This is a genomic window from Leisingera sp. ABM4_101 (assembly GCF_056158725.1).
The window spans coordinates 1,558,788-1,576,814 of the sequence record NZ_JBSWTV010000002.1; the positions used below are offsets into that span (position 1 = coordinate 1,558,788).

Consider the following 18,027-nt stretch of genomic DNA (forward strand, 5'->3'; position numbering starts at 1 on the left):
ACACCGATATGAAACTGTTGCGCTATCGCGCCGGCACCGGCGTTCGGCCGGGCCTGCTGGACAGCGCGGGACAGGTCAGGGATCTGTCAGCGCATGTACCGGACATCATCGGGGCCGTGCTGGGGAATGAAGGGCTTGCTAGGCTGGCGGCGCTGGACCCTGAGACACTGCCGCTGGTGCAGGGCAGGGCTGACCTGGCGCCATGCGTAGGGCAAACCGGCAAATTTCTGGGCATTGGCCTGAACTACACCGACCATGCGGAAGAGATGGGCATGGAGCTGCCGGAACATCCGATCCTGTTCCTCAAAGCGCCGTCTTCCATCTGCGGTGCGGAGGATGACGTGCTGCTGCCGCGCGGCTCTGTGGCTGCCGACTGGGAGGTGGAATTGGGCGTGGTGATCGGCACGGCAGCCAAATACGTCTCAGAGGACGAGGCGCTGCACCATGTTGCGGGCTATTGCGTGATCAATGATGTGTCGGAGCGCGACTTTCAGACCAAGCTGACAGGCCAGTGGACCAAGGGCAAAAGCTGCGACACGTTCGGTCCCATCGGACCCTGGCTGGTCACTCGGGACGAGGTGCCGGATCCGCAGAATTTGTGGCTGACTTGCGATGTGAACGGCGAGCGCAGGCAGACCGGCAGCACCAGCCGGATGGTTTTCACCGTGGCGCAGATCATCTCGCATTTGAGCCAGCTGATGACGCTGCAGCCCGGCGACGTGATCGCAACCGGCACGCCACCGGGCGTCGGCATGGGGGCCAAACCGCAGCCGGTCTATCTGAAGCCGGGTGATGTGATGCGGCTGGAGATCAAGGGGCTGGGTGTGCAGAGGCAGATGGTCCGTCCGGACAGCTGACCGGTGGCTCCCGCCTGTTTCGCAGTCTTCACGGAATGCAGTCGCACAGGTGGGCCCGTCGCTACGCTGGCGCGCAGCGCCCGGTACGTCAGCCGCCGCTGCAGAACTGTTTGTAAAGCAGGGCGATCATTTCTTCGGTATTTCCGTCAGTCAGCGAATAGAACACCGTTTTGCCGTCCCGCCGGGTGGAGACCAGATTGTCTTCCCGCAGCCGTGCCAGCATTTGGCTGACCGCCGCCTGGCGCATGTTCAGCAGCGCTTCCAGCTCCCCCACGGATTTCTCCCCGGCGCCCAGGTGGCACAGGATCATCAGCCGGCCTTCATGGGCCAGCGTCTTAAGGAAAGCGGCCGCCGCCGCGGCCCGCTCCTGCATGTTGATCGGGGGGGCAGGTTTGATACTGTCGTCGTCTTGGGCGGGCAAAATGCGGCATCCTGGCTGGTCTTTTGCCGCATATTGCCTCGATTTTCGAGGCTATGTCACCCCGGTGCTGCAGGCTTATTCAATGATCGGCGGAGAGCCACCGGCAAAAGCATTGCCATTTGCATAGTCACAGGGCGCTTCCTGCATGTTGAGATGCAGATCGCTGCCGGTGAAGGGATGGGCACGGGCCAGGTCCTCGTCGATCTCAATCCCCAAGCCCGGTGTCTCTGGCGGTGTGACAAAACCGTTCTCAACCCGAATTGCCCCTTTGATCAGCTGGTCGTGAAAAGGCGTCTCAATGGTCTCCAGCAGCAGGATATTGGGGATCGAGGCTGCCAGGTGGACATTGGCGGCCCATTCCACCGGCCCGGCATAAAGATGCGGTGCCATCTGCGCATTGAAAACTTCGGCAATGGCGGCCACCTTTTTCATCTCCCAGATCCCCCCGGCACGTCCCAGGGCGGGCTGCAGGATCTCGGCGGCGCCCGCACGCAGCACGGCGGCGAACTCGGATTTGGTGGTCATCCGCTCACCGGTGGCGACGGGGATGCGCACGTTGCGGGCAACGCGGGCCATGTCCTCGATATTGTCGGGCGGAGTGGGTTCTTCGAACCAGAGCGGGGAGTAGGTCTCCAGGGCCTGGCCCAGGCGGATGGCACCGGCTGTGCTGAACTGGCCATGGGTGCCGAAAAGGAGGTCGGCCCTGTCTCCCACCGCCTCGCGGATTGCTTTGCAGAAAGCCACAGACAGGGAGATGTCGGACATCGCAGGCATATGGCCGCCGCGCATCGTGTAGGGGCCGGCCGGATCGAACTTCAGCGCGGTGTAGCCTTCCTCGACCCGTTTTTGTGCCGCCTCGGCAGCCATGTCAGGTGATGTCCAGAACGCCATGACGTCCTGATGCGGCAGCGGGTAAAGGTAAGTATAGGCGCGGATACGGTCGTTCATCCGGCCGCCGATCAGCGCATGCACCGGGCGGCTGCGGTCCTTGCCCAGGATGTCCCAGCAGGCGACCTCCAGTCCGGAAAACGCTCCCATCACCGTCAGGTCGGGGCGCTGAGTGAAGCCCGAAGAATAGGCCCGGCGGAACATCAGTTCGATGTTTTCCGGGTTTTCACCGGCCATATGGCGATCGAAGACATCGCGGATCACATGGGTCATCGCTTCCGGACCCACGGATGAGGCATAGCATTCGCCCCATCCGGTGATACCGGTGTCAGTGGTTACCTTCACCAGGATCCAATAGCGCCCGCCCCAGCCGGGCGCGGGCGGCGCGGTGACGATCACGTCCAGGTCTTGCAGCTTCATGGCTTACCCCTCAATTGCCCTGGCAAAGGCTGTCAGTTCGCGCTCAATCTCCTCGATTGCAGCCTGGCTGCTGAAAAAGGTGAGGTCGGGGGCGTCGGCGCCGTTCATGAAGGCTTCGATCTCCAGTTCAACCAGCGCCCCGTCAAATCCGCCCTCGATCTTCCAGCGGAGGGTTTCGTCCAGTGCCATGCCGGGGACATCATCGGCAATGGAGGCCGCGAAATTGGCCGGCAAGCCGAAACGCGGATTATTGGCCAGCCGGGTCAGGAAGGGGCCGACCTCGATGCTGGCAAAGCTCATCGAGGTCTCGGAGGTGATCGGCTGCGCCTTGGGCGCTTCGGGTTTGAACAAGTCGGTCAGGAATTTCAGCATGTCCTGCGCTCCGCTAGGATAGAGTCAGCGGAACACAATCACATTGCGCTTGGCGCTGCCAGTCTTGGTGTCGGCAATCGCCTCGTTGATCTGCTCCAGCGGCCAGCGGCCCGAGATCAGCTCGTCCAGTTTCAGGCGGCCTTGGCTGTAGAGGTCCACCATCCACGGGATATCGCGCTGGATCACCACATCACCCATCTTTGAGCCGATGAGCCCCTGGCCAACGGCCGCAAGCACCACGGGCTCATAAGCGGCCTTGGCGCCCGAGTGAGGCATTCCGATCAGCACCGCCCTGCCACCGCGGGCGAGGTAACGGGGCGCCTGGTCGTAGGCGGGGATGGCGCCGACGGTGATCAGCACCGCATCTGCGCCACGTCCGCCAAGCGCCTTATAGGCCGCCTTCCAGGGTTTCGCTTCGGTGGCAAGCACGCCGTGGGTGGCGCCGAACTCCTTGGCGATCTGCAGTTTCTCCGGGCTCATGTCCACCGCCACGATGCGGCGGGCGCCGGCGATGCGCGCGCCCTGGATGGCGTTGAGGCCAACGCCGCCGGCGCCGATCACCACCACATCCTGCCCCGCGCGCAATTGCGCTGCATTCACCACCGCGCCGACGCCGGTGATCACCCCGCAGGAGACCAAGGCCGCGGCATCCATTGCCATGTCCGCAGGGATCTTCACGATCTGGCGCTGGTCGACCACCACTTTTTCGGCAAAGGCGCCGCAGGCCATGGCCTGGTCCAGCGGCTGGCCATCGGCGGTCTTCAGCGGGCCCTGCACGGTGTCATGCGGTGTTTCGCAGATGGTGGGCTTGCCGCCCGCGCAGGAGGGGCAGGTGCCGCAACTGCGGATCAGGGTGACCACGACGGAATCGCCCTCGGCAAAGCCCAGAACACCATCGCCGATGCCAGTGATTACTCCGGCTGCCTCATGCCCGTAGACGGCTGGCAGATGCCCGCCCCAGGCGCCCTCGGCAAAGGAGATGTCACTGTGGCAGATGGCAACCGCGTCCAGGGTAACCTCGACCTCGCCCATGCCGGGAGCGGCCAGCTGCACCTCCTCGATCACCAGCGGGGCGCCGAACTCATGGCAGACGGCGGCTTTGATGGTTTGCATGGTCTCTCTCCCCGTTTCCCAGCAGCGTGGCGCGGAGGAAGGACCATATCAAGCCGGTATGCGGCAGCGGCAGGGCGGTTTTACGCTACGGAAGATTTGCTGCGCAGAAACACCGCGCAGCCGATGCCCATCAGCAGCAGTGCCAGCAGGAACGGCGCGCCAGGCAGGTAAAAAGGCGCGCCCTCTGCGGTGAACCGGGCAAACACCGTCGTCATCATCAGAGGCGACAGGATCATCGCCAGCGCGTTGACGGCGGTCAGCACCCCTTGCAGCTCGCCTTGCTGGTTGTCCTCCACCGCCTGCGCCATCATTCCTTGCAGTGCGGGCTGCACCACGGCTCCCAGTGCCGACACCGGGATCAGCATCATCGCCAGCACGCCTTTGGAGATGAAGGCCAGGATGCCAAAGGCGATGAAGTCGAAAACCTGACCCCAGATCACCGTGCGCCGCTCTCCGAACCAGACCACGGTATACCGCAGCAGCCAGCCCTGCACCAAACCCATGGAGATGCCGTAAACTGCCAGCGACAGGCCGATCACCTGCGGCTGCCAGCCAAAGCGTTCCAGCGTGAAGTAAGACCAGACCGCCGGGTAGACGTAGATCGCCACGGAATAGAGGAAATAGACCCACAACAGCGCCTTGATGCCCGGGATGCGGCCGACCGCGCGAAAGGCGCCAAAGGGATTGGCGCGGCGCCACTCGAACGGACGCCGGTACTCCTCGCGAACCGTTTCGCCCATCACAAACCAGCCAAGGGCGAAATTCAGCAGCACAAGCACCGCCGCGGCAAAAAAGGGCGCCCGTGTGCCCAGCTCTCCCAGCAGCCCGCCCATCAGCGGGCCCAGAACAAATCCCGCACCGAAAGCTGCGCCCAAGAGGCCAAAGTTCGCGGCTTTCTTTTCGGGCGGTGAGATGTCGGCGATATAGGCGCCTGCCGTCGAATGCGTGGCGGCGGTGATGCCGCCCAGCACGCGGCCCAGAAGCAGCAGCCACATGGTACCGGCCATCGCCATGACCAGATAATCCAGCGCCATCACGAACAGCGACACCAGCAGCACTGGCCTGCGCCCCACCGCGTCGGAAAGGCTGCCCAGCACCGGGCTGAACAGGAACTGCATCACCGCAAACACGGTGCTTAAGGCGCCGCCCCTAACCGCCGCCTGGGCCAGCGAGCCGCCCTGCACCTCGGTGATGAGGCCCGGCATTACCGGCATGATGAGGCCAATGCCCATGGCATCAATCATGACCGTAGCCAGCACAAAGATCAGAGACAGCCGGCTGGAACGGCCAGTCCTGGATTTATCACCCTGGTTTGCGGACAACGCGGACAAGCTTTGTCTCCTCAGCGGCGGCTATTTGGTATCCAGTTCCTCTGTCTCGCGGGCAAATTGCAAGGCTTCCCAGGGGGCGCGGCCCATCTGCTGTGCCGGATCAAACAGTGCTGCGGTATCCAAATCCGGATAGTCCCGCGCAGCCAGCTCCCGCAGCGGCGTATGCGCGGCCTGCGCCTCCAGGCACAGCGCCTTGACCGCTGCCTGTGCGTCCGGCCTAGGCATCAGCCCAGCCAAGGCAAAGCTCAGCGCTTCGGCGTGGATCATGTCCAAACCGCCGGACAGTGCCACCGCCATTGCTTCCGCATTGGGAGCAAGCCCTGAGCAGAGCTTCTTGCCTGTCTTTGCGGCGCTTGCCGCACCCAGAACGATCTGTGGCAGGCACATCCACTCGGTGAACCAGGCTGCGCCGTCGCGCTGGTGCTGCTGTACCGAGGCGCCTTGCAGCACGGCAAACAAGCCGCTGCCCTGTCGCGCCAACGCTGCCAGCACCGAAGGCGCTACCGGGTTCTGCTTCTGCGGCATGGTAGAGGAGGATCCCACCCCGTCCAGCGAGATCTCCTGGACGCTGGTCCCGGCCAGCGCGGTGCAGTCCTCACCGATTTTGCCAAACGCCAGCGTCACCCGCATCAGCCAGTCCGCAATCCTCAGAACCGGTGTGCGGTCGGTGTGCCAGCTGCGCCCCGGATCCTGCAGCGCCAGACCCTTCGCCATTGCTGCGCGCACTTCTGCGGCCTTGGCACCCAGGGCTGACGCGGTGCCTGCTGCCCCTGACAGTGATATCATCAGGCAGGATTGCCGCAGTGCAGGAAGTTCATCCAGCAGGGTCAGCAAAGGCATACCCCAGCCTGCCGCCACCGCCCCGAAACTGGTCGGAGTGGCGTGCTGGCCATAGGTACGTGCCGCCATCGGCAGCTCCGCATGGGCCTTGGCCAGTTTGCCCAGTGAAATCGCCGCGGCCGTCACGTCTGCCTCCACCAAGGCCAGCACCTGCCGCAGCCGCAACATCAGCGCGCTGTCCATTATGTCCTGCGAGGTGGCGCCCCAATGCACGAACTGCGCATGTTCCGGCGCCTTCATTTCCTCGCGGAACGCAGCCAGCAGACCGGGCACTGGCACGCCGTTCTGCACAGCGGGCTGCTTCAGAACACCCGGATCAACGGCAATTTCAACAACCGCGCGCCCGATTGCTGCGGCGCTTTCCTGCGGGATCACACCCGCCTCACCCTGTGCCTTGGCCAGTGCTCCCTCCACCAACAGCATAGCGCGGACCTCGGCACTGTCGGAGAACAGGCGGTTGGCTTCGCCGCAATTGAAAAGGCCGCCGTAAATCTGGCTGTCAAAAACCGAGCCTGCCATCAGAAGTCCTTTGCGATTTGCCCCAGCAGCTCTACCAAGCCATGAGGGCTGGCAAAGAAGGGCGAGTGGGAAGTGTTCAGATCAAATGACTGCCCCGGCGGCAGGCCTGCGGCCATTTCTGCCTGATATTCTGGCGGAATGACCCGGTCTGCGGTGCAGCGGATATAGGCCTTGCGCACGGTGCCGAACCGGTTGCCTAGGCGGATCGGAGTGCTTTGCGGCAGGATCGGCTGCTCGCAGAGGTTTCCCATGGCAAAGCGCACCGCCTCGGCCGGGCAGTCGTGATAAAACAGGTCCGGCGTGGTCTCCGGTGCCAGACTGTATGCGGTGCCCGCCGCATTCTTTTGCGTGGCGCCTTCAAGCGTCTGCCGCGGACCGGCCTTGCGCATATCAATCAGGGACATGCCGTTGACCGGCAGATAAGCACACAGGTAGATCAGTCCGCGCAGGCGTTCCGGGTGCGCCACTGCCGCCGCTGAAATGGGAAACCCGCCCCAGGAATGCCCGACGATCAGGGTTTCTGGTGAAGAGGCCGCGGCGACTGTCTCTGCCGTTTCTGCCAGCGTAACGCCTGCTGGGTCGCGCCCGTCCGCATGCCCAGGCAGGGTGATCGTGCGAGCCCAGTGCCCGCAGGCCTCCAGCGCTGGAACCACATCGCGCCAGCACCAGGGGCCGTGGCAAGAACCGTGAACGAGAAGGAAGTCAGCCAATATGCCCGGTCTCTTTCAGGAAGGCCGTCAAGCGCTCAGCGTATTCATCCGGCTGCTCGACACAGGGAATATGGCCCGCGCGCCGGATCAGATGGAACTGGCTGCCGGGGATCAGGTCTACCGTTTCGCGCACCAGGTCGGGCGGGGTGGAGCCGTCCTCGGACCCGGCAATTCCAAGGCAGGGCAGGCGCAGCCCGCTGGTTGGGGTATAGAAATCAGTCCCCGCAATGGCAGCGCAGCAGCCGGCATAGCCGTCGCGCGATTGCTGGACCAGCATGTTGCGCCACAGCTGCAGTTCCGGAGAAGCCCGGAAACCGCGGGCAAACCAGCGCTCCATCACCGCTTCGGCCAGCGCTTCGATGCCGTCGCTTTGGACGGTTCTTACACGCTCTTTCCACATCCCGGCGGTGCCGATCTTGGCAGCGGTGTTCGACAGCACCAGCGCCCGCACCTGATCCAGCCGCTTCACTGCCAAGCCTTGCGCGACCATGCCGCCGACCGACAGGCCCACGAACATGCAGTCACGCACCTCTAGATGGTCCAGCAGCCGCTCCGCATCCCGCACCAGCGCCCCCATCGAATAGGGCGCCGGCGGGCAGGAGGACAGCCCATGCCCGCGTTTGTCGTAACGGATGGTCCGCAGGCCTGCGGGCAGCCTTTCCACCACGGCATCCCAGACCCTCAGGTCGGTGCCCAGCGAATTGGCAAAGACAATGGGAGCGCCTTCCGGATCCCCCTCGTCACGGTAGTGAAGCTGGACATCGCCCAGGTCTGCAATCTGCATGGAATGCCTCTATTTCGGTTCCGCTGCAGTCTACCTGCGCCGGGGCAGAGAGGTAAACCAGCCGCTTGCTGCAAGCGCGGGAATTTTCTTGAGAAAGAAAATTGGCCGGAAAAATTGCATTTTCCGGCGGCCCTCAGATCCGCAGTTCCATATGGGCCATGATCTGCCCGTGATCGGAGGCCAGTTTGTTATAAGGCGCCTCCGGGTGGCTGCCGTCGGTCAGGTGGTCGTTGAAGACGCTGTAGTACAGCATCTCGCCGACTGCGCCGCGCCAGGCAGGGTCGAAATGGCGCGACATATAGATCTGGTCGATGCTCTCGTGCACGCCGCCAAAGGCGGTGGTGTAGACCACATCGCGCAGGGATTTTTTCAGGAACATCTTTTCGGCAGAGCGCAGCCGCACCCGGTCGATCGCCTCGCGGATCTGCGCGTCCTCCGCCTCGCTGTAGCGGTCGCCGCCGTGCTGCGCGTCATGGCGCAGCATCCAAGCATAGTTCCTGAACGGCACTTCGCCTGAGATGATCTCGCTGCTGACCGCATGTTCGCCGTCGTTGAAATCCCCCAGCACCATCACCGGACGCCCCTGTTCCAGCTCGTCCAGCACTGCGCGCCGCAGCACCCAGGCCTCGCCCATCCGCCTGAGCGCTGCCCGCAGCGCACCCATAGCCCGGCCCGCCGCATCATAGGCCGTCAGCACGGTCTCGGGCGGGTAGGGGGCGCCTTGAGGTTTGATGTATTCACCCAGTTTCGACTTAAGATGGCAGTTGAAAACGCTGATCACCTGATCTCCAGCAGGCACCCGCACCTTGAGGATCGGCCGTGACAGCCTGCGCAGGGTATAAAACCCGGCATCATCTTCCTCGCCCAGGCAGGCCATCGGAATGTCCAGCGGCTGCGCCAGATCCTGGATGACCTCCGGATCGCCCGCAAATCCAAAGCGCGACAGCACCGCCAGCCCGGGCCGCCGCCTGCCCGGTTCGCCAGCGTCATTGAGGTTCGGGGCAAAGGCCAGCTCTGCCTCGGCATAGGAACCATAGGCCAGTTTCCGGAAAATCGCCTTGCGGTGATAGCGTTTGGAGGGATCGGGTATGCTGGCGGCATTGGCTTCTGCCCCGCGCCGGTCGGCCTCGGCGATCACCTGGCGCAGCGGCGCCTCCTCGAAGATCTCCTGGAACCCGACGATATCCGCATTCAGCGTCAGCAGCTGGTCGGCCATCCAATCGGCCTTCCAAGCGTATTCCTCCGGCGTGTAGCTTTGAAAGCGGTAGTATTCCCGCTCCGGGCCGATCAGGTTTTTGACGTTGAACGAGGCGATGGTGAAACGTGTCATGACGTGCCCCCTTGGCTGCCGCGCGGACAATCACACGGTCAGGCCTCAAGCATAGCGCGAGAGGGCCTCCCGGAACAGCTCCGCGTCCACATTGCCACCGGTCGCAACCGCGATCACCGCGTCGCCGTCGATTTGATCCCCATGAAACAGGGCCGCCGCCAGAGACGCCGCGCCGCCGGGTTCAAGCACCACCTTAAGGCGCAGAAAGGCCAGTGCCATGGCCCGCATCGACTCTTCCTCGGTGATCACGATACCCGGGCCGCACAGGCGGCTGAGGATCGGAAAGGTGATCTCGCCGGGCTGCGGCGTCAGGATGGCGTCGCAGATGGAGCCGGACTGGCTGGGGTTCTGCTGCACCTCGCCTGAGGCCAGCGAGCGAGTCACGTCGTCAAAGCCTTCCGGTTCGATCGGGCGCACCCGCAGCTCCGGCGCGCGCGCTTCCAGCGCCAGCGCAATGCCCGAAGACAGCCCGCCGCCGCCGCAGTTGACCAGCACATCCGCTTTGGCGATGCCCGCAGTTGCAGATTGCTCCGCAATTTCCAGACCGCAGGTGCCCTGGCCGGCAATCACCAGCGGCTCGTCATAGGGTTTGATCAGCGTCAGCCCGCGCTCTTCGGCGTGTTTCGCGCCCACGGCTTCGCGGCTTTCGCCGCCCGCGCGGTCGTAAAGCACAACTTCAGCCCCCAGGTCGCGGGTGTTCCGGATTTTCAGCTGCGGTGCGTCGGCGGGCATCACGATCACCGCAGGCGCCCCATGCGCCTTGGCCGCGGCGGCCACGCCCTGCGCATGGTTGCCGCTGGAATAGGCGATTACCCCGCGTTTGCACGCATCTTCACCCAGCGCCGAAACCGCCGACCAGCCGCCGCGGAACTTGAACGACCCGGTATGCTGCAGGCATTCCGCCTTCACAAACAGGCGGCGCCCGGCGATTTCGTCCAAGAACGGCGAGGACAATAGCGGCGTTACCCTTGCATGGCCTTTCAGCCGCTCAGCGGCGGCTTCAATCATGGCAATTGAGGTCATCTGATCTGGTCCAGTACTGAATGGATGAGGGCGAGCGCGTCCGGCTCGTCCAGAAAGGGCACATGGCCGCGATTGGCAATTTCCGCGGTTTGCAGGCCGGGCTGGCACCGCCGCATCTCCGCAAAGGTTTCTGCGCTCAGAATGTCGGAATTCGCGCCGCGAATAACGCCGCAGGGCAAGCCGTCCAGCGCCAGGAACAGCGGCCACAGATCCGGCGGCGGGCCTGCGTCCGCCTGTGCCAGCAGCGCGTCGCGCAGCCGCTGGTCGTACCGCAAGGCGAGGCCATCAGGCGTTTCGTCATAAAAGGTTTCGGCCTCCTCGTGCCAGCGGGCAGGGGGCACGTCTGGAAACGCGGGGGCCATCAGCGCGGCCAGCGTCTCTGCTGCCTTTTCCCAGGTCTTTGCCGCCGGGCGCCGGCCCACATATTCCATGATCCGTGAAATGCCGCCGGGCGGGATCTCCGGGCCGACGTCATTCAGGATCACCGCTGCCAGCCGGTGCTTGGCCGTGGCAGCCAGGGCCATCGCCACCAGCCCGCCGCGCGACGTGCCAAGAATGGCGGCTTGATCAAGGCCCAGATGGTCCAGAAGCTCCAGCACATCCTGCGCCTCACGCAGAACGTTATAGTTCATAAAATCCGGGTCATGGTCCGACTGTCCGCGGCCCCGGGCGTCGAGGGTGATCAACCGGCAGCCTGTGGCATGCGGCGCAAAATAGCGGAAATCCCGGCTGTCCCGCGTCAGGCCCGCAAGGCAGATCAGCGGCAGCCCTGCGCCGCTGCCGGAAAAGAACAGGCGCAGCCCGTCAGACGTTTCAAAAAACGGCATGTCTGCTCTCAGCCCTTGGCGAGATCGGGAATTGTTGTCAGATCCGGCAGGATATGTGCCGGTTTCCAAGGCAGCCGGTCCACCGGCTCGCCCGCACGGTTCACCCAGGCGGTGACAAAGCCATAGCCCGAGGCCCCTGCCGCATCCCAGCCGTTGGAGGACACAAACAGCACCTCTTCCTTGGCGCAGCCAAAACGCTTGCCGACGAGATCATAAACACTGCTGTCAGGCTTGAAGATACCGACGCTTTCAACCGAAAGCACATCATCCAGCATGCCGCTCAGCCCGGCGGACTGCACTGCGCCATCCAGCATCGCCGGGGAGCCGTTTGACAGGATCGCGGTGTTCATGCCTGCATCCTTCAGCGATTGCAGCATGGCTGGCACTTCCGGATAGGCCTGCAGCTCCCAGTAGAGATCCAGCAGCCGCTGCCGCAGGGCCGCGTCACCCGCCAGCCCGGTGGCCTCCATTGCCCAATCCAGCCCATCCTGGGTCACGTCCCAGAAATCAGCGTGGGCCTGGGTGATTGCGCGCAGCCAGGTGTATTGCAGCTGCTTCAGCCGCCAATGGCTGGCCAGCTCGGCCCAGCTGTCCTGCAGATGCGGAAATTCGGGCTCGCCGGCGGCCTGGCGGGCAGCGGCTGCAACATCGAACAGGGTGCCGTAGGCGTCAAAGATACAGGTGGTGATTGGCATAGCTCCCTCCCTTCGGCGACAGTTGCATGAAGCCCATGGCAGGGCAAAGCGGGAAATTGTACCCATACGGGTTTACATCGCGTCCCCGGGCGTTACGCTGCACCCCTTTATCAACCCGCAACCGATTGGAGGTCTCATGACCGGGGTAAAGAACGGCGACACCGTGCGCATCCACTACACAGGCAAGCTGACAGACGGCACAGTCTTTGACAGCTCGGAAGGCCAGGATCCGCTGGAATTCACCGTGGGCGCAGGCCAGGTCATCGCGGGAATGGATGCCGGTCTTGGCGGTATGGGTGTGGGTGAAAAGAAGACCCTCGAGATCCCCTGTGCCGAGGCCTATGGCCCGATCAACCCTGCCGCCCGCCAGGAAATCCCGCGCGAGGGCATCCCCGCCGATATCCCGCTGGACCTAGGCACCCAGCTGCAAATGCAAAGCCCCGAGGGCCAAGTGCTGCCAGTGACGGTCGTGGAAGTCAACGACGAGACCGTGACACTGGATGCTAATCATTTCCTGGCGGGTAAGGATCTGGTTTTCGACATTGAACTGGTTTCTGTGAACTGAGCCTGGGTCTTCGGGCAGGGCATGTTCTTGCATTCAGCAGCGGGCTGCCTGACGGCTTGCAGAAACCGAAGCTGATAAGCCGGACAGGCTAAAAAAATTAGGCGCCCATGCGGGCGCCTTTTCTTTTGCTCAAGCGGATCGGTACATCACAGGTGATCCGGCTGCGGCATGCCCAGGATGTGGAAACCGCCATCCACGCGAATGATCTCGCCGCTGGTGCAGGCGCCCGCGTCCGAGGCCAGGTAGACCGCGGTACCGCCAACCGCCTCCAGCGTCGCGTTGTCACGAAGCGGCGCGTTCTGGGCTGTGTGCTTGAAAGTCTTGCGCGCACCGCCGATGGCGGCTCCAGCAAGTGTCTTCATCGGGCCGGGAGAAATCGCGTTCACGCGGATGCCTTCCGGACCCAGATCGTTGGCCAGGTAGCGGGTTGCCGATTCCAGCGCCGCCTTGGCTACACCCATCACGTTGTAGTTCGGAACCACCTGGTTCGAGCCCTGGTAGGTCAGCGTCAGCAAGGTACCGCCGTTTTCCTTCATCAGCGGATAGGCCCGGCGCGCCACCTCGATAAAGGAATAGGCAGAGATATCCAGCGAGTTTTTGAAGTTCGCCCGGCTGGTATCAAGGAAGCGTCCTGTCAGCTCGTTCTTGTCCGAATAGGCGATCGCGTGGACAACGAAGTCAATCGCGGGCCAGCGGCCTGCCAGCTGTTCAAACGCCGCGTCCAGCGAGGCATCATCGGTGACATCAACATCAACCATGAAGTCAGAGCCGACGCTCTGCGCCAGCGGCTCCAGCCGTTTGCCAAAAGCTTCGCCCTGGTAGGTAAAGGCCAGCTCGGCACCGGCCTCCGCCATTGCCTTGGCAATGCCCCACGCGATGGAGCGGTCATTGGCAACGCCCATAATCAGGCCGCGTTTGCCTGTCAGCAGTCCCGCCATCGTCACTTATCCCTTGTATTTGCTCAGAACCATCGAGCCATTGGTGCCGCCAAAGCCGAAGCTGTTGGTCATCACCGAGTTGAGGCCGGCGTTTTCCACCAGGCTGGTGGCAATCTCGCCCGGCAGGATGCCTTCGGCGAGGGTCTCTACATTGATCGAGGGGGTAATGAAATCATTGTCCAGCATCAGCAGGCAGAAGATCGCCTCCAGCGCGCCGGCCGCACCCTGGGCATGGCCGGTCATCGATTTGGTCGAGGAGATTGGCGGCACCTTGCCCTCACCGAAAACCCGGCGGGCCGCTTCGACTTCGCCCACGTCACCGACCGGGGTCGAGGTGCCGTGCGCGTTGATGTAGTCCACCTTGCGGCCCTCTGGCAGGGTCGACAGCGCCAGGCGCATCGCCCGCTCGCCGCCCTCACCGGACGGGGCCACCATGTCGTGGCCGTCGGAGGTGGCGGCAAAGCCGGTCACCTCTGCATAGATTTTCGCGCCGCGCGCCAGCGCGTGCTCCAGATCCTCCAGCACCACAATGCCGCCGCCGCCGGAGATCACAAAACCGTCGCGGTCCTGGTCAAAGGCACGGGAGGCTTTTTCCGGATCGTCGTTTTTCTTAGAGGACATCGCGCCCATGGCGTCGAACAGGCAGGACAGAGTCCAGTCAAGCTCCTCGCCGCCGCCGGCAAACATCACGTCCTGCTTGCCCATCATGATCTGCTCCGCCGCGTTGCCGATGCAATGCAGCGAGGTCGAGCAGGCCGAGGTGATCGAGTAGTTGATGCCCTTGATCTTAAACGCAGTCGCCAGGTTGGCGGAAATGGTGGAGGACATGCATTTCGGCACCGCAAACGGACCGATCCGCTTGGTGGCGCCGGACTTCAGCACAGTTTGATGCGCCGTCAGCATGGCCGAGGTCGACGGGCCGCCGGAACCGGCCACCAGCCCAGTGCGCTCGTTGACCACCTGATCCTCGGACAAGCCCGCATCGGCGATTGCCTGGCTCATAGCGATATGCGCATAGGCCGCACCCGGACCCATGAAGCGCAGAGTGCGCTTGTCCACATGCTCGGCCACGTCGATTTTCAGCGTGCCGGCCACCTGGCTGCGGAAGCCATGCTCGGTCATCTCCGGGCTGGCAACGATGCCGGATTTGCCGGCTTTCAGCGAAGCGGTGACCTCTTCGGCATTGTTCCCGATGGAGGAGACGATCCCCAGACCGGTGACGACGACACGGCGCATACGTGCACTCCCTTGTTTGCTTAAGCCTTACTAGGCTTTGAGGGGAAGAGGTGCAAGATGGGTTGGGTCTGGGTGAATTGCTGACTTTCAGCCTATTGCCAAATGCTGCAAGTGAGAGACCCTGTTGGCTTATCGAGCTTAAAGGTATGAGTGTGAATTGAAAGTGAGGCTCAGAGTGAATAGCACTGCACCCCAAACGGACTTCAATCCAATTCGATTAATGGTTTCGCAGGAAGTTGGTTATGAATGAAGAACGGCCGGATTTTTGCATTGCATGTCACACGTTATTAAACGCTGGAGCGAGACGCTGCTCCGCATGCGGTCGCTATACTGGCCTGCGAGGGAAATTCTATTCTTGGACAGGGATTTTGGGAGGAGTGGCTACTGTCATTTCCTTGCTGACAATTGCAGCTTCTTCTTGGGTCGATACGTTTGTCACGAAGGAGCCGCAAATCTCATTGTTGCTCGATGAAGCGACTTTTGAGGATATCGAAAACCTAACCTGCAGAGCGGCCGCCGGAGAAGACAAACCTGTTTTTCCAATGGGGAACGGAGATACGCCGGGCAACATTTTGCTGCTGGAGGGAGTTGCTCAGAACAGCGGGAGGCTAGGAGGCGTGCTGCGTCTCGGCGGCGGCGCGATTTTCGGTGAGGATTGGGAGGAGCGAAGCGCAACTTCCTTGGCAGAGATTACCAGTTCGGCGGCGGCGCCTTCTGTTTTTGTTCAGCCTGGGGCATCGGTTCCGGTTTCGCTGCAAGTACACGTTCAAAATCGCAATAGCGATGGGTTTCCGGTTTATGAATACACCCCGGATCCAATGAACCAGCACCAGAAATACTACTTGGGCAAGTTAAACTTGGAGCTGGAATATTTCACTTTTCGAGGCGGGCGCCGTGTCCCGGAAACTGCCAGCCAAAACGTGGACTTTTACCTTGAGCCTTTCGACAGGGGCTGGCAGGCCGACAGCCGATCCTTTGATTTCAGTTGCCCTGAACAGTGAAACAGAAAAAAACGGGCCGTATCACTTGCACGAGCCCGGTTCCCTTTTGCAGAAACGTTGGTTCGAATCTTAGCTCTCGCTGAGCGCCACTTTCATGTCCTTGACCTGATAGATCACTTCGCCGTCTGCCTCGACGATGCCGTCAGCAACGCCCATGGTCAGGCGACGGGTCTGGATGGCCTTGGTGAAGTTGATGCGGTAGGTCAGCATTTTGCGGTCCGGGCGGACCATACCGGTCAGTTTCACTTCGCCCACACCCAGCGCATAGCCGCGGCCCTGCCAGCCGCGCCAGCCCAGGTTGAAGCCGGTTAGCTGCCACAGCCCGTCGAGGCCGAGGCAGCCGGGCATGATCGGGTTGCCGGGGAAGTGGCAGTCAAAGAACCACAGGTCCGGAGTGATGTCGAATTCGGCAATCACATGGCCCTTGCCATGCTCGCCGCCGTCGCCGGAGATCTCGGTGATGCGGTCCATCATCAGCATCGGCGGCGCCGGCAGCTGGGCGTTGCCCGGCCCAAACAGCTCGCCCCGCGCGCATTTCAGCAAATCGTCCTTGTCAAAGCTGCTGGGGTAATCGGCCATCCGGTCGCATCTCCTGCGTGAGGTTCGTGTGTAGGTATCTGGAACCCTGTAGCACCGGGCCAAAGGGTCCCGCAAGGGTACCCTGCGTCACTTCCTGCGCTGAATGTGCCACAGGCGCGGAAGAAATTACTGCGTTAGCTGCGAATGAATTTCATTTGAAAAACCTGAGGTGTTGCTCCTATATATACGGTCAGCAACGCGATGCAGGACCTGCTCATGACGCCAAACAGCGAAGAAGTGGCCACACGCTGGCTGACAGATGCCGGGCTGCGGCCCACCCGGCAGCGGGTTGCGCTTGCCGAATTGCTGGTAGGCGACGGCAAGCACCGCCACATCACCGCCGAAAGCCTGTTTGAGTCGGCCAAGAAAAACGGCGCCGCGGTGTCGCTGGCCACCGTTTACAACACACTGCGGGCCTTCTGCGACGCGGGCGTGCTGCAGGAAATCCCGCTGGACGGCTCCAAAAGCTATTTCGACACCAACACCCACGACCATCCCCATTTCTTCTGGGAAGATGAGGGGCGCGTCAGCGATGCGCCTGCGCAGGAACTGGTGATTCACAAGCTGCCGGAGGCGCCGGAGGGGATGGAAATCGCCTCAGTCGATGTGGTGATCCGCCTGCGCAAGGTCTGACCGCCTGGTGCTCAGCGCCATTCTAAGAAAGTTCTGTGCCTGATACGCCACGGAGGTCACAGGCAGATCCGCATGTGCGGCCAGAATCACCGGCTCTTCAGCCCCCGCATCGGTGACTCGTGCTGCGCATAAGGTTTTGCCGTCATAGCTCATTCTGCCAGGCGGCAGGCTGTAGCTGATGCCGACACCTTCGCCATTGGCCGCCAGGCTGCGCAGAAGCTCCAGCGAATCTGCCCGGTGCGCAATCCGCGGCACCAGCCCATGCGCTTTGAACAGCCCCAGCATATGCTGCACCGACAGGCCCTCCTGCGACAGTACCAGCGGGTGCTCTGCCAGCTCTGCTAGAGAAATACCGCCGCGTGCCGCCAGCGGATGATTCGGCGGCACCAGCGCGTGCGGTGACAGCCGCTTCAATTCTGCCCGGCTGAAGCCTGCGTCCAGACCCAGGTCATAGGTGATCGCCAGATCCGCCTCACCTTCGGACAGGGCAGTAATCAGCGAATCAAAGCCGCAGGCCCGGTGACTGATTTCCACCTCTGGCATGGCAAGACGCAGTGCTTTCAGGGCAGGGGCCAGCAGGAAGGGGGCAAGATCGGAAAAGCAGACCAGCAGCAGACGCTGCTGCCCGGCGCTTGTTCCCTTGGGGTCTTCCAGCAGGGCTGCCTGCTCCAGCAGCGCCTGGGCTTTTTCAGCAAACAGCCTGCCCTGCGGAGTCATCGCTAGTGCCGCCCCGCGGCGGCGCAGGAACAAAGGATGGCCCAGATGGTCCTCGATCCGGCTCAGCGCCGCGGAAAGCGCAGGCTGGCTGACATGCACGGCCTCCGCCGCGGCGGACAGGCTGCCATGCCGGGCCACGGCGCAGATGTATTCGTAGTGGCGCAGAGTTAAATATAACATGGATCGAAGGGTATATTAGAAAGATATGATTTGAAACTATGCCTGTGC

20 protein-coding genes are annotated in these 18,027 nt (G+C 62.6%); 4 read left to right on the forward strand and 16 right to left on the reverse strand.

The genetic code is table 11. The features are described 5' to 3' along the window. Window positions 1-8: 8 nt before the first annotated feature. The gene (locus ACXAEK_RS08615) at window positions 9-857 is read left to right on the forward strand and encodes a fumarylacetoacetate hydrolase family protein (RefSeq protein ID WP_475041206.1); all 849 of its coding nucleotides are present in this window, start codon (window positions 9-11) and stop codon (window positions 855-857) included. Window positions 858-945: 88 nt separating this feature from the next. Here the strand turns inward: ACXAEK_RS08615 and ACXAEK_RS08620 are convergent, their stop codons facing one another. The 12 genes from ACXAEK_RS08620 to ACXAEK_RS08675 form a co-directional block, all read right to left on the reverse strand. Then, a complete protein-coding gene (locus ACXAEK_RS08620; protein ID WP_475045225.1) occupies window positions 946-1,230 on the reverse strand; it encodes an ArsR/SmtB family transcription factor in 285 nt (94 codons plus the stop codon). A gap of 123 nt (window positions 1,231-1,353) precedes the next feature. Then, window positions 1,354-2,586 carry a mandelate racemase/muconate lactonizing enzyme family protein gene (locus ACXAEK_RS08625; RefSeq protein ID WP_475041207.1) on the reverse strand — a complete coding sequence of 411 codons (1,233 nt, stop codon included), beginning with the start codon at window positions 2,584-2,586 and terminating at the stop codon, window positions 1,354-1,356. Between the two features lie 3 nt (window positions 2,587-2,589). Further along, window positions 2,590-2,958, reverse strand: a complete 369-nt coding sequence (locus ACXAEK_RS08630) for a hypothetical protein (protein ID WP_475041209.1) — start codon at window positions 2,956-2,958, stop codon at window positions 2,590-2,592. A 24-nt stretch (window positions 2,959-2,982) separates the two neighbouring features. Continuing rightward, window positions 2,983-4,071: a Zn-dependent alcohol dehydrogenase gene (locus ACXAEK_RS08635; RefSeq protein WP_475041210.1), complete on the reverse strand. Its 1,089-nt coding sequence runs from the start codon at window positions 4,069-4,071 to the stop codon at window positions 2,983-2,985. 80 nt (window positions 4,072-4,151) lie between these two features. Continuing rightward, entirely contained in the window at window positions 4,152-5,315 is a 1,164-nt protein-coding gene (locus tag ACXAEK_RS08640; RefSeq protein WP_475045227.1) for a TCR/Tet family MFS transporter, read from the reverse strand. A gap of 108 nt (window positions 5,316-5,423) precedes the next feature. Then, window positions 5,424-6,761, reverse strand: a complete 1,338-nt coding sequence (locus ACXAEK_RS08645) for a lyase family protein (RefSeq protein WP_475041212.1) — start codon at window positions 6,759-6,761, stop codon at window positions 5,424-5,426. Then, a complete protein-coding gene (locus tag ACXAEK_RS08650; RefSeq protein WP_475041213.1) occupies window positions 6,761-7,471 on the reverse strand; it encodes an alpha/beta fold hydrolase in 711 nt (236 codons plus the stop codon). Before ACXAEK_RS08650 ends, ACXAEK_RS08645 begins: the two co-directional genes overlap by 1 nt. Next, window positions 7,464-8,255, reverse strand: a complete 792-nt coding sequence (gene pcaD, locus ACXAEK_RS08655) for a 3-oxoadipate enol-lactonase (protein WP_475041215.1) — start codon at window positions 8,253-8,255, stop codon at window positions 7,464-7,466. The genes ACXAEK_RS08650 and pcaD overlap by 8 nt, the downstream gene beginning before the upstream one ends. Before the next feature lie 133 nt (window positions 8,256-8,388). Then, window positions 8,389-9,585 (reverse strand): endonuclease/exonuclease/phosphatase family protein, encoded by a 1,197-nt coding sequence (locus tag ACXAEK_RS08660; RefSeq protein ID WP_475041216.1) that lies wholly within the window; start codon window positions 9,583-9,585, stop codon window positions 8,389-8,391. A 45-nt stretch (window positions 9,586-9,630) separates the two neighbouring features. Further along, window positions 9,631-10,608: a threonine ammonia-lyase gene (locus ACXAEK_RS08665; protein ID WP_475041218.1), complete on the reverse strand. Its 978-nt coding sequence runs from the start codon at window positions 10,606-10,608 to the stop codon at window positions 9,631-9,633. After that, window positions 10,605-11,435, reverse strand: a complete 831-nt coding sequence (locus ACXAEK_RS08670) for an alpha/beta fold hydrolase (protein WP_475041219.1) — start codon at window positions 11,433-11,435, stop codon at window positions 10,605-10,607. The genes ACXAEK_RS08665 and ACXAEK_RS08670 overlap by 4 nt, the downstream gene beginning before the upstream one ends. An 8-nt stretch (window positions 11,436-11,443) precedes the next feature. After that, window positions 11,444-12,130: a haloacid dehalogenase type II gene (locus ACXAEK_RS08675; RefSeq protein WP_475041220.1), complete on the reverse strand. Its 687-nt coding sequence runs from the start codon at window positions 12,128-12,130 to the stop codon at window positions 11,444-11,446. Window positions 12,131-12,266: 136 nt separating this feature from the next. Between ACXAEK_RS08675 and ACXAEK_RS08680 the strand changes: the two genes are divergently transcribed. After that, on the forward strand, window positions 12,267-12,695 hold the full coding sequence (locus tag ACXAEK_RS08680) for an FKBP-type peptidyl-prolyl cis-trans isomerase (RefSeq protein WP_475041222.1): 429 nt from the start codon (window positions 12,267-12,269) through the stop codon (window positions 12,693-12,695). 146 nt (window positions 12,696-12,841) lie between these two features. Here the strand turns inward: ACXAEK_RS08680 and ACXAEK_RS08685 are convergent, their stop codons facing one another. Together ACXAEK_RS08685 and fabB are read right to left on the reverse strand one after the other, a co-directional pair. Then, the gene (locus tag ACXAEK_RS08685) at window positions 12,842-13,633 is read right to left on the reverse strand and encodes an enoyl-ACP reductase FabI (protein WP_475041224.1); all 792 of its coding nucleotides are present in this window, start codon (window positions 13,631-13,633) and stop codon (window positions 12,842-12,844) included. Between the two features lie 6 nt (window positions 13,634-13,639). After that, window positions 13,640-14,869, reverse strand: coding sequence for a beta-ketoacyl-ACP synthase I (fabB, locus tag ACXAEK_RS08690; protein WP_475041225.1), 1,230 nt, complete (start codon window positions 14,867-14,869; stop codon window positions 13,640-13,642). A gap of 242 nt (window positions 14,870-15,111) precedes the next feature. Here fabB and ACXAEK_RS08695 point away from each other — a divergent pair, with 242 nt between their 5' ends. Then, window positions 15,112-15,870: a hypothetical protein gene (locus ACXAEK_RS08695; protein ID WP_475041226.1), complete on the forward strand. Its 759-nt coding sequence runs from the start codon at window positions 15,112-15,114 to the stop codon at window positions 15,868-15,870. Between the two features lie 69 nt (window positions 15,871-15,939). Here the strand turns inward: ACXAEK_RS08695 and fabA are convergent, their stop codons facing one another. After that, window positions 15,940-16,449, reverse strand: coding sequence for a bifunctional 3-hydroxydecanoyl-ACP dehydratase/trans-2-decenoyl-ACP isomerase (fabA, locus tag ACXAEK_RS08700; protein WP_039127596.1), 510 nt, complete (start codon window positions 16,447-16,449; stop codon window positions 15,940-15,942). Window positions 16,450-16,665: 216 nt separating this feature from the next. On the opposite strand from fabA, the gene irrA reads away from it, so the two are divergent. Further along, a complete protein-coding gene (gene irrA / locus ACXAEK_RS08705; RefSeq protein ID WP_065265869.1) occupies window positions 16,666-17,082 on the forward strand; it encodes an iron response transcriptional regulator IrrA in 417 nt (138 codons plus the stop codon). On the opposite strand, the gene ACXAEK_RS08710 is transcribed toward irrA, so the two are convergent. Next, window positions 17,047-17,979, reverse strand: coding sequence for a LysR family transcriptional regulator (locus ACXAEK_RS08710; protein ID WP_475041227.1), 933 nt, complete (start codon window positions 17,977-17,979; stop codon window positions 17,047-17,049). The genes irrA and ACXAEK_RS08710 overlap by 36 nt on opposite strands. Window positions 17,980-18,027: the final 48 nt, after the last annotated feature.

Coding starts and splice junctions, on each gene's coding strand:
- ACXAEK_RS08660 (WP_475041216.1), bottom strand. CDS start 9,585: ATGACACGTTTCACCATCGCCTCGTTCAACGTCAAAAACCTGATCGGC.
- irrA (WP_065265869.1), top strand. CDS start 16,666: ATGACGCCAAACAGCGAAGAAGTGGCCACACGCTGGCTGACAGATGCC.
- ACXAEK_RS08640 (WP_475045227.1), bottom strand. CDS start 5,315: ATGATTGATGCCATGGGCATTGGCCTCATCATGCCGGTAATGCCGGGC.
- ACXAEK_RS08625 (WP_475041207.1), bottom strand. CDS start 2,586: ATGAAGCTGCAAGACCTGGACGTGATCGTCACCGCGCCGCCCGCGCCC.
- ACXAEK_RS08630 (WP_475041209.1), bottom strand. CDS start 2,958: ATGCTGAAATTCCTGACCGACTTGTTCAAACCCGAAGCGCCCAAGGCG.
- ACXAEK_RS08710 (WP_475041227.1), bottom strand. CDS start 17,979: ATGTTATATTTAACTCTGCGCCACTACGAATACATCTGCGCCGTGGCC.
- ACXAEK_RS08665 (WP_475041218.1), bottom strand. CDS start 10,608: ATGACCTCAATTGCCATGATTGAAGCCGCCGCTGAGCGGCTGAAAGGC.
- ACXAEK_RS08615 (WP_475041206.1), top strand. CDS start 9: ATGAAACTGTTGCGCTATCGCGCCGGCACCGGCGTTCGGCCGGGCCTG.
- ACXAEK_RS08670 (WP_475041219.1), bottom strand. CDS start 11,435: ATGCCGTTTTTTGAAACGTCTGACGGGCTGCGCCTGTTCTTTTCCGGC.
- ACXAEK_RS08675 (WP_475041220.1), bottom strand. CDS start 12,130: ATGCCAATCACCACCTGTATCTTTGACGCCTACGGCACCCTGTTCGAT.
- fabA (WP_039127596.1), bottom strand. CDS start 16,449: ATGGCCGATTACCCCAGCAGCTTTGACAAGGACGATTTGCTGAAATGC.
- fabB (WP_475041225.1), bottom strand. CDS start 14,869: ATGCGCCGTGTCGTCGTCACCGGTCTGGGGATCGTCTCCTCCATCGGG.
- ACXAEK_RS08695 (WP_475041226.1), top strand. CDS start 15,112: ATGAATGAAGAACGGCCGGATTTTTGCATTGCATGTCACACGTTATTA.
- ACXAEK_RS08685 (WP_475041224.1), bottom strand. CDS start 13,633: ATGGCGGGACTGCTGACAGGCAAACGCGGCCTGATTATGGGCGTTGCC.
- ACXAEK_RS08680 (WP_475041222.1), top strand. CDS start 12,267: ATGACCGGGGTAAAGAACGGCGACACCGTGCGCATCCACTACACAGGC.
- ACXAEK_RS08620 (WP_475045225.1), bottom strand. CDS start 1,230: ATGCAGGAGCGGGCCGCGGCGGCGGCCGCTTTCCTTAAGACGCTGGCC.
- pcaD (WP_475041215.1), bottom strand. CDS start 8,255: ATGCAGATTGCAGACCTGGGCGATGTCCAGCTTCACTACCGTGACGAG.
- ACXAEK_RS08645 (WP_475041212.1), bottom strand. CDS start 6,761: ATGGCAGGCTCGGTTTTTGACAGCCAGATTTACGGCGGCCTTTTCAAT.
- ACXAEK_RS08635 (WP_475041210.1), bottom strand. CDS start 4,071: ATGCAAACCATCAAAGCCGCCGTCTGCCATGAGTTCGGCGCCCCGCTG.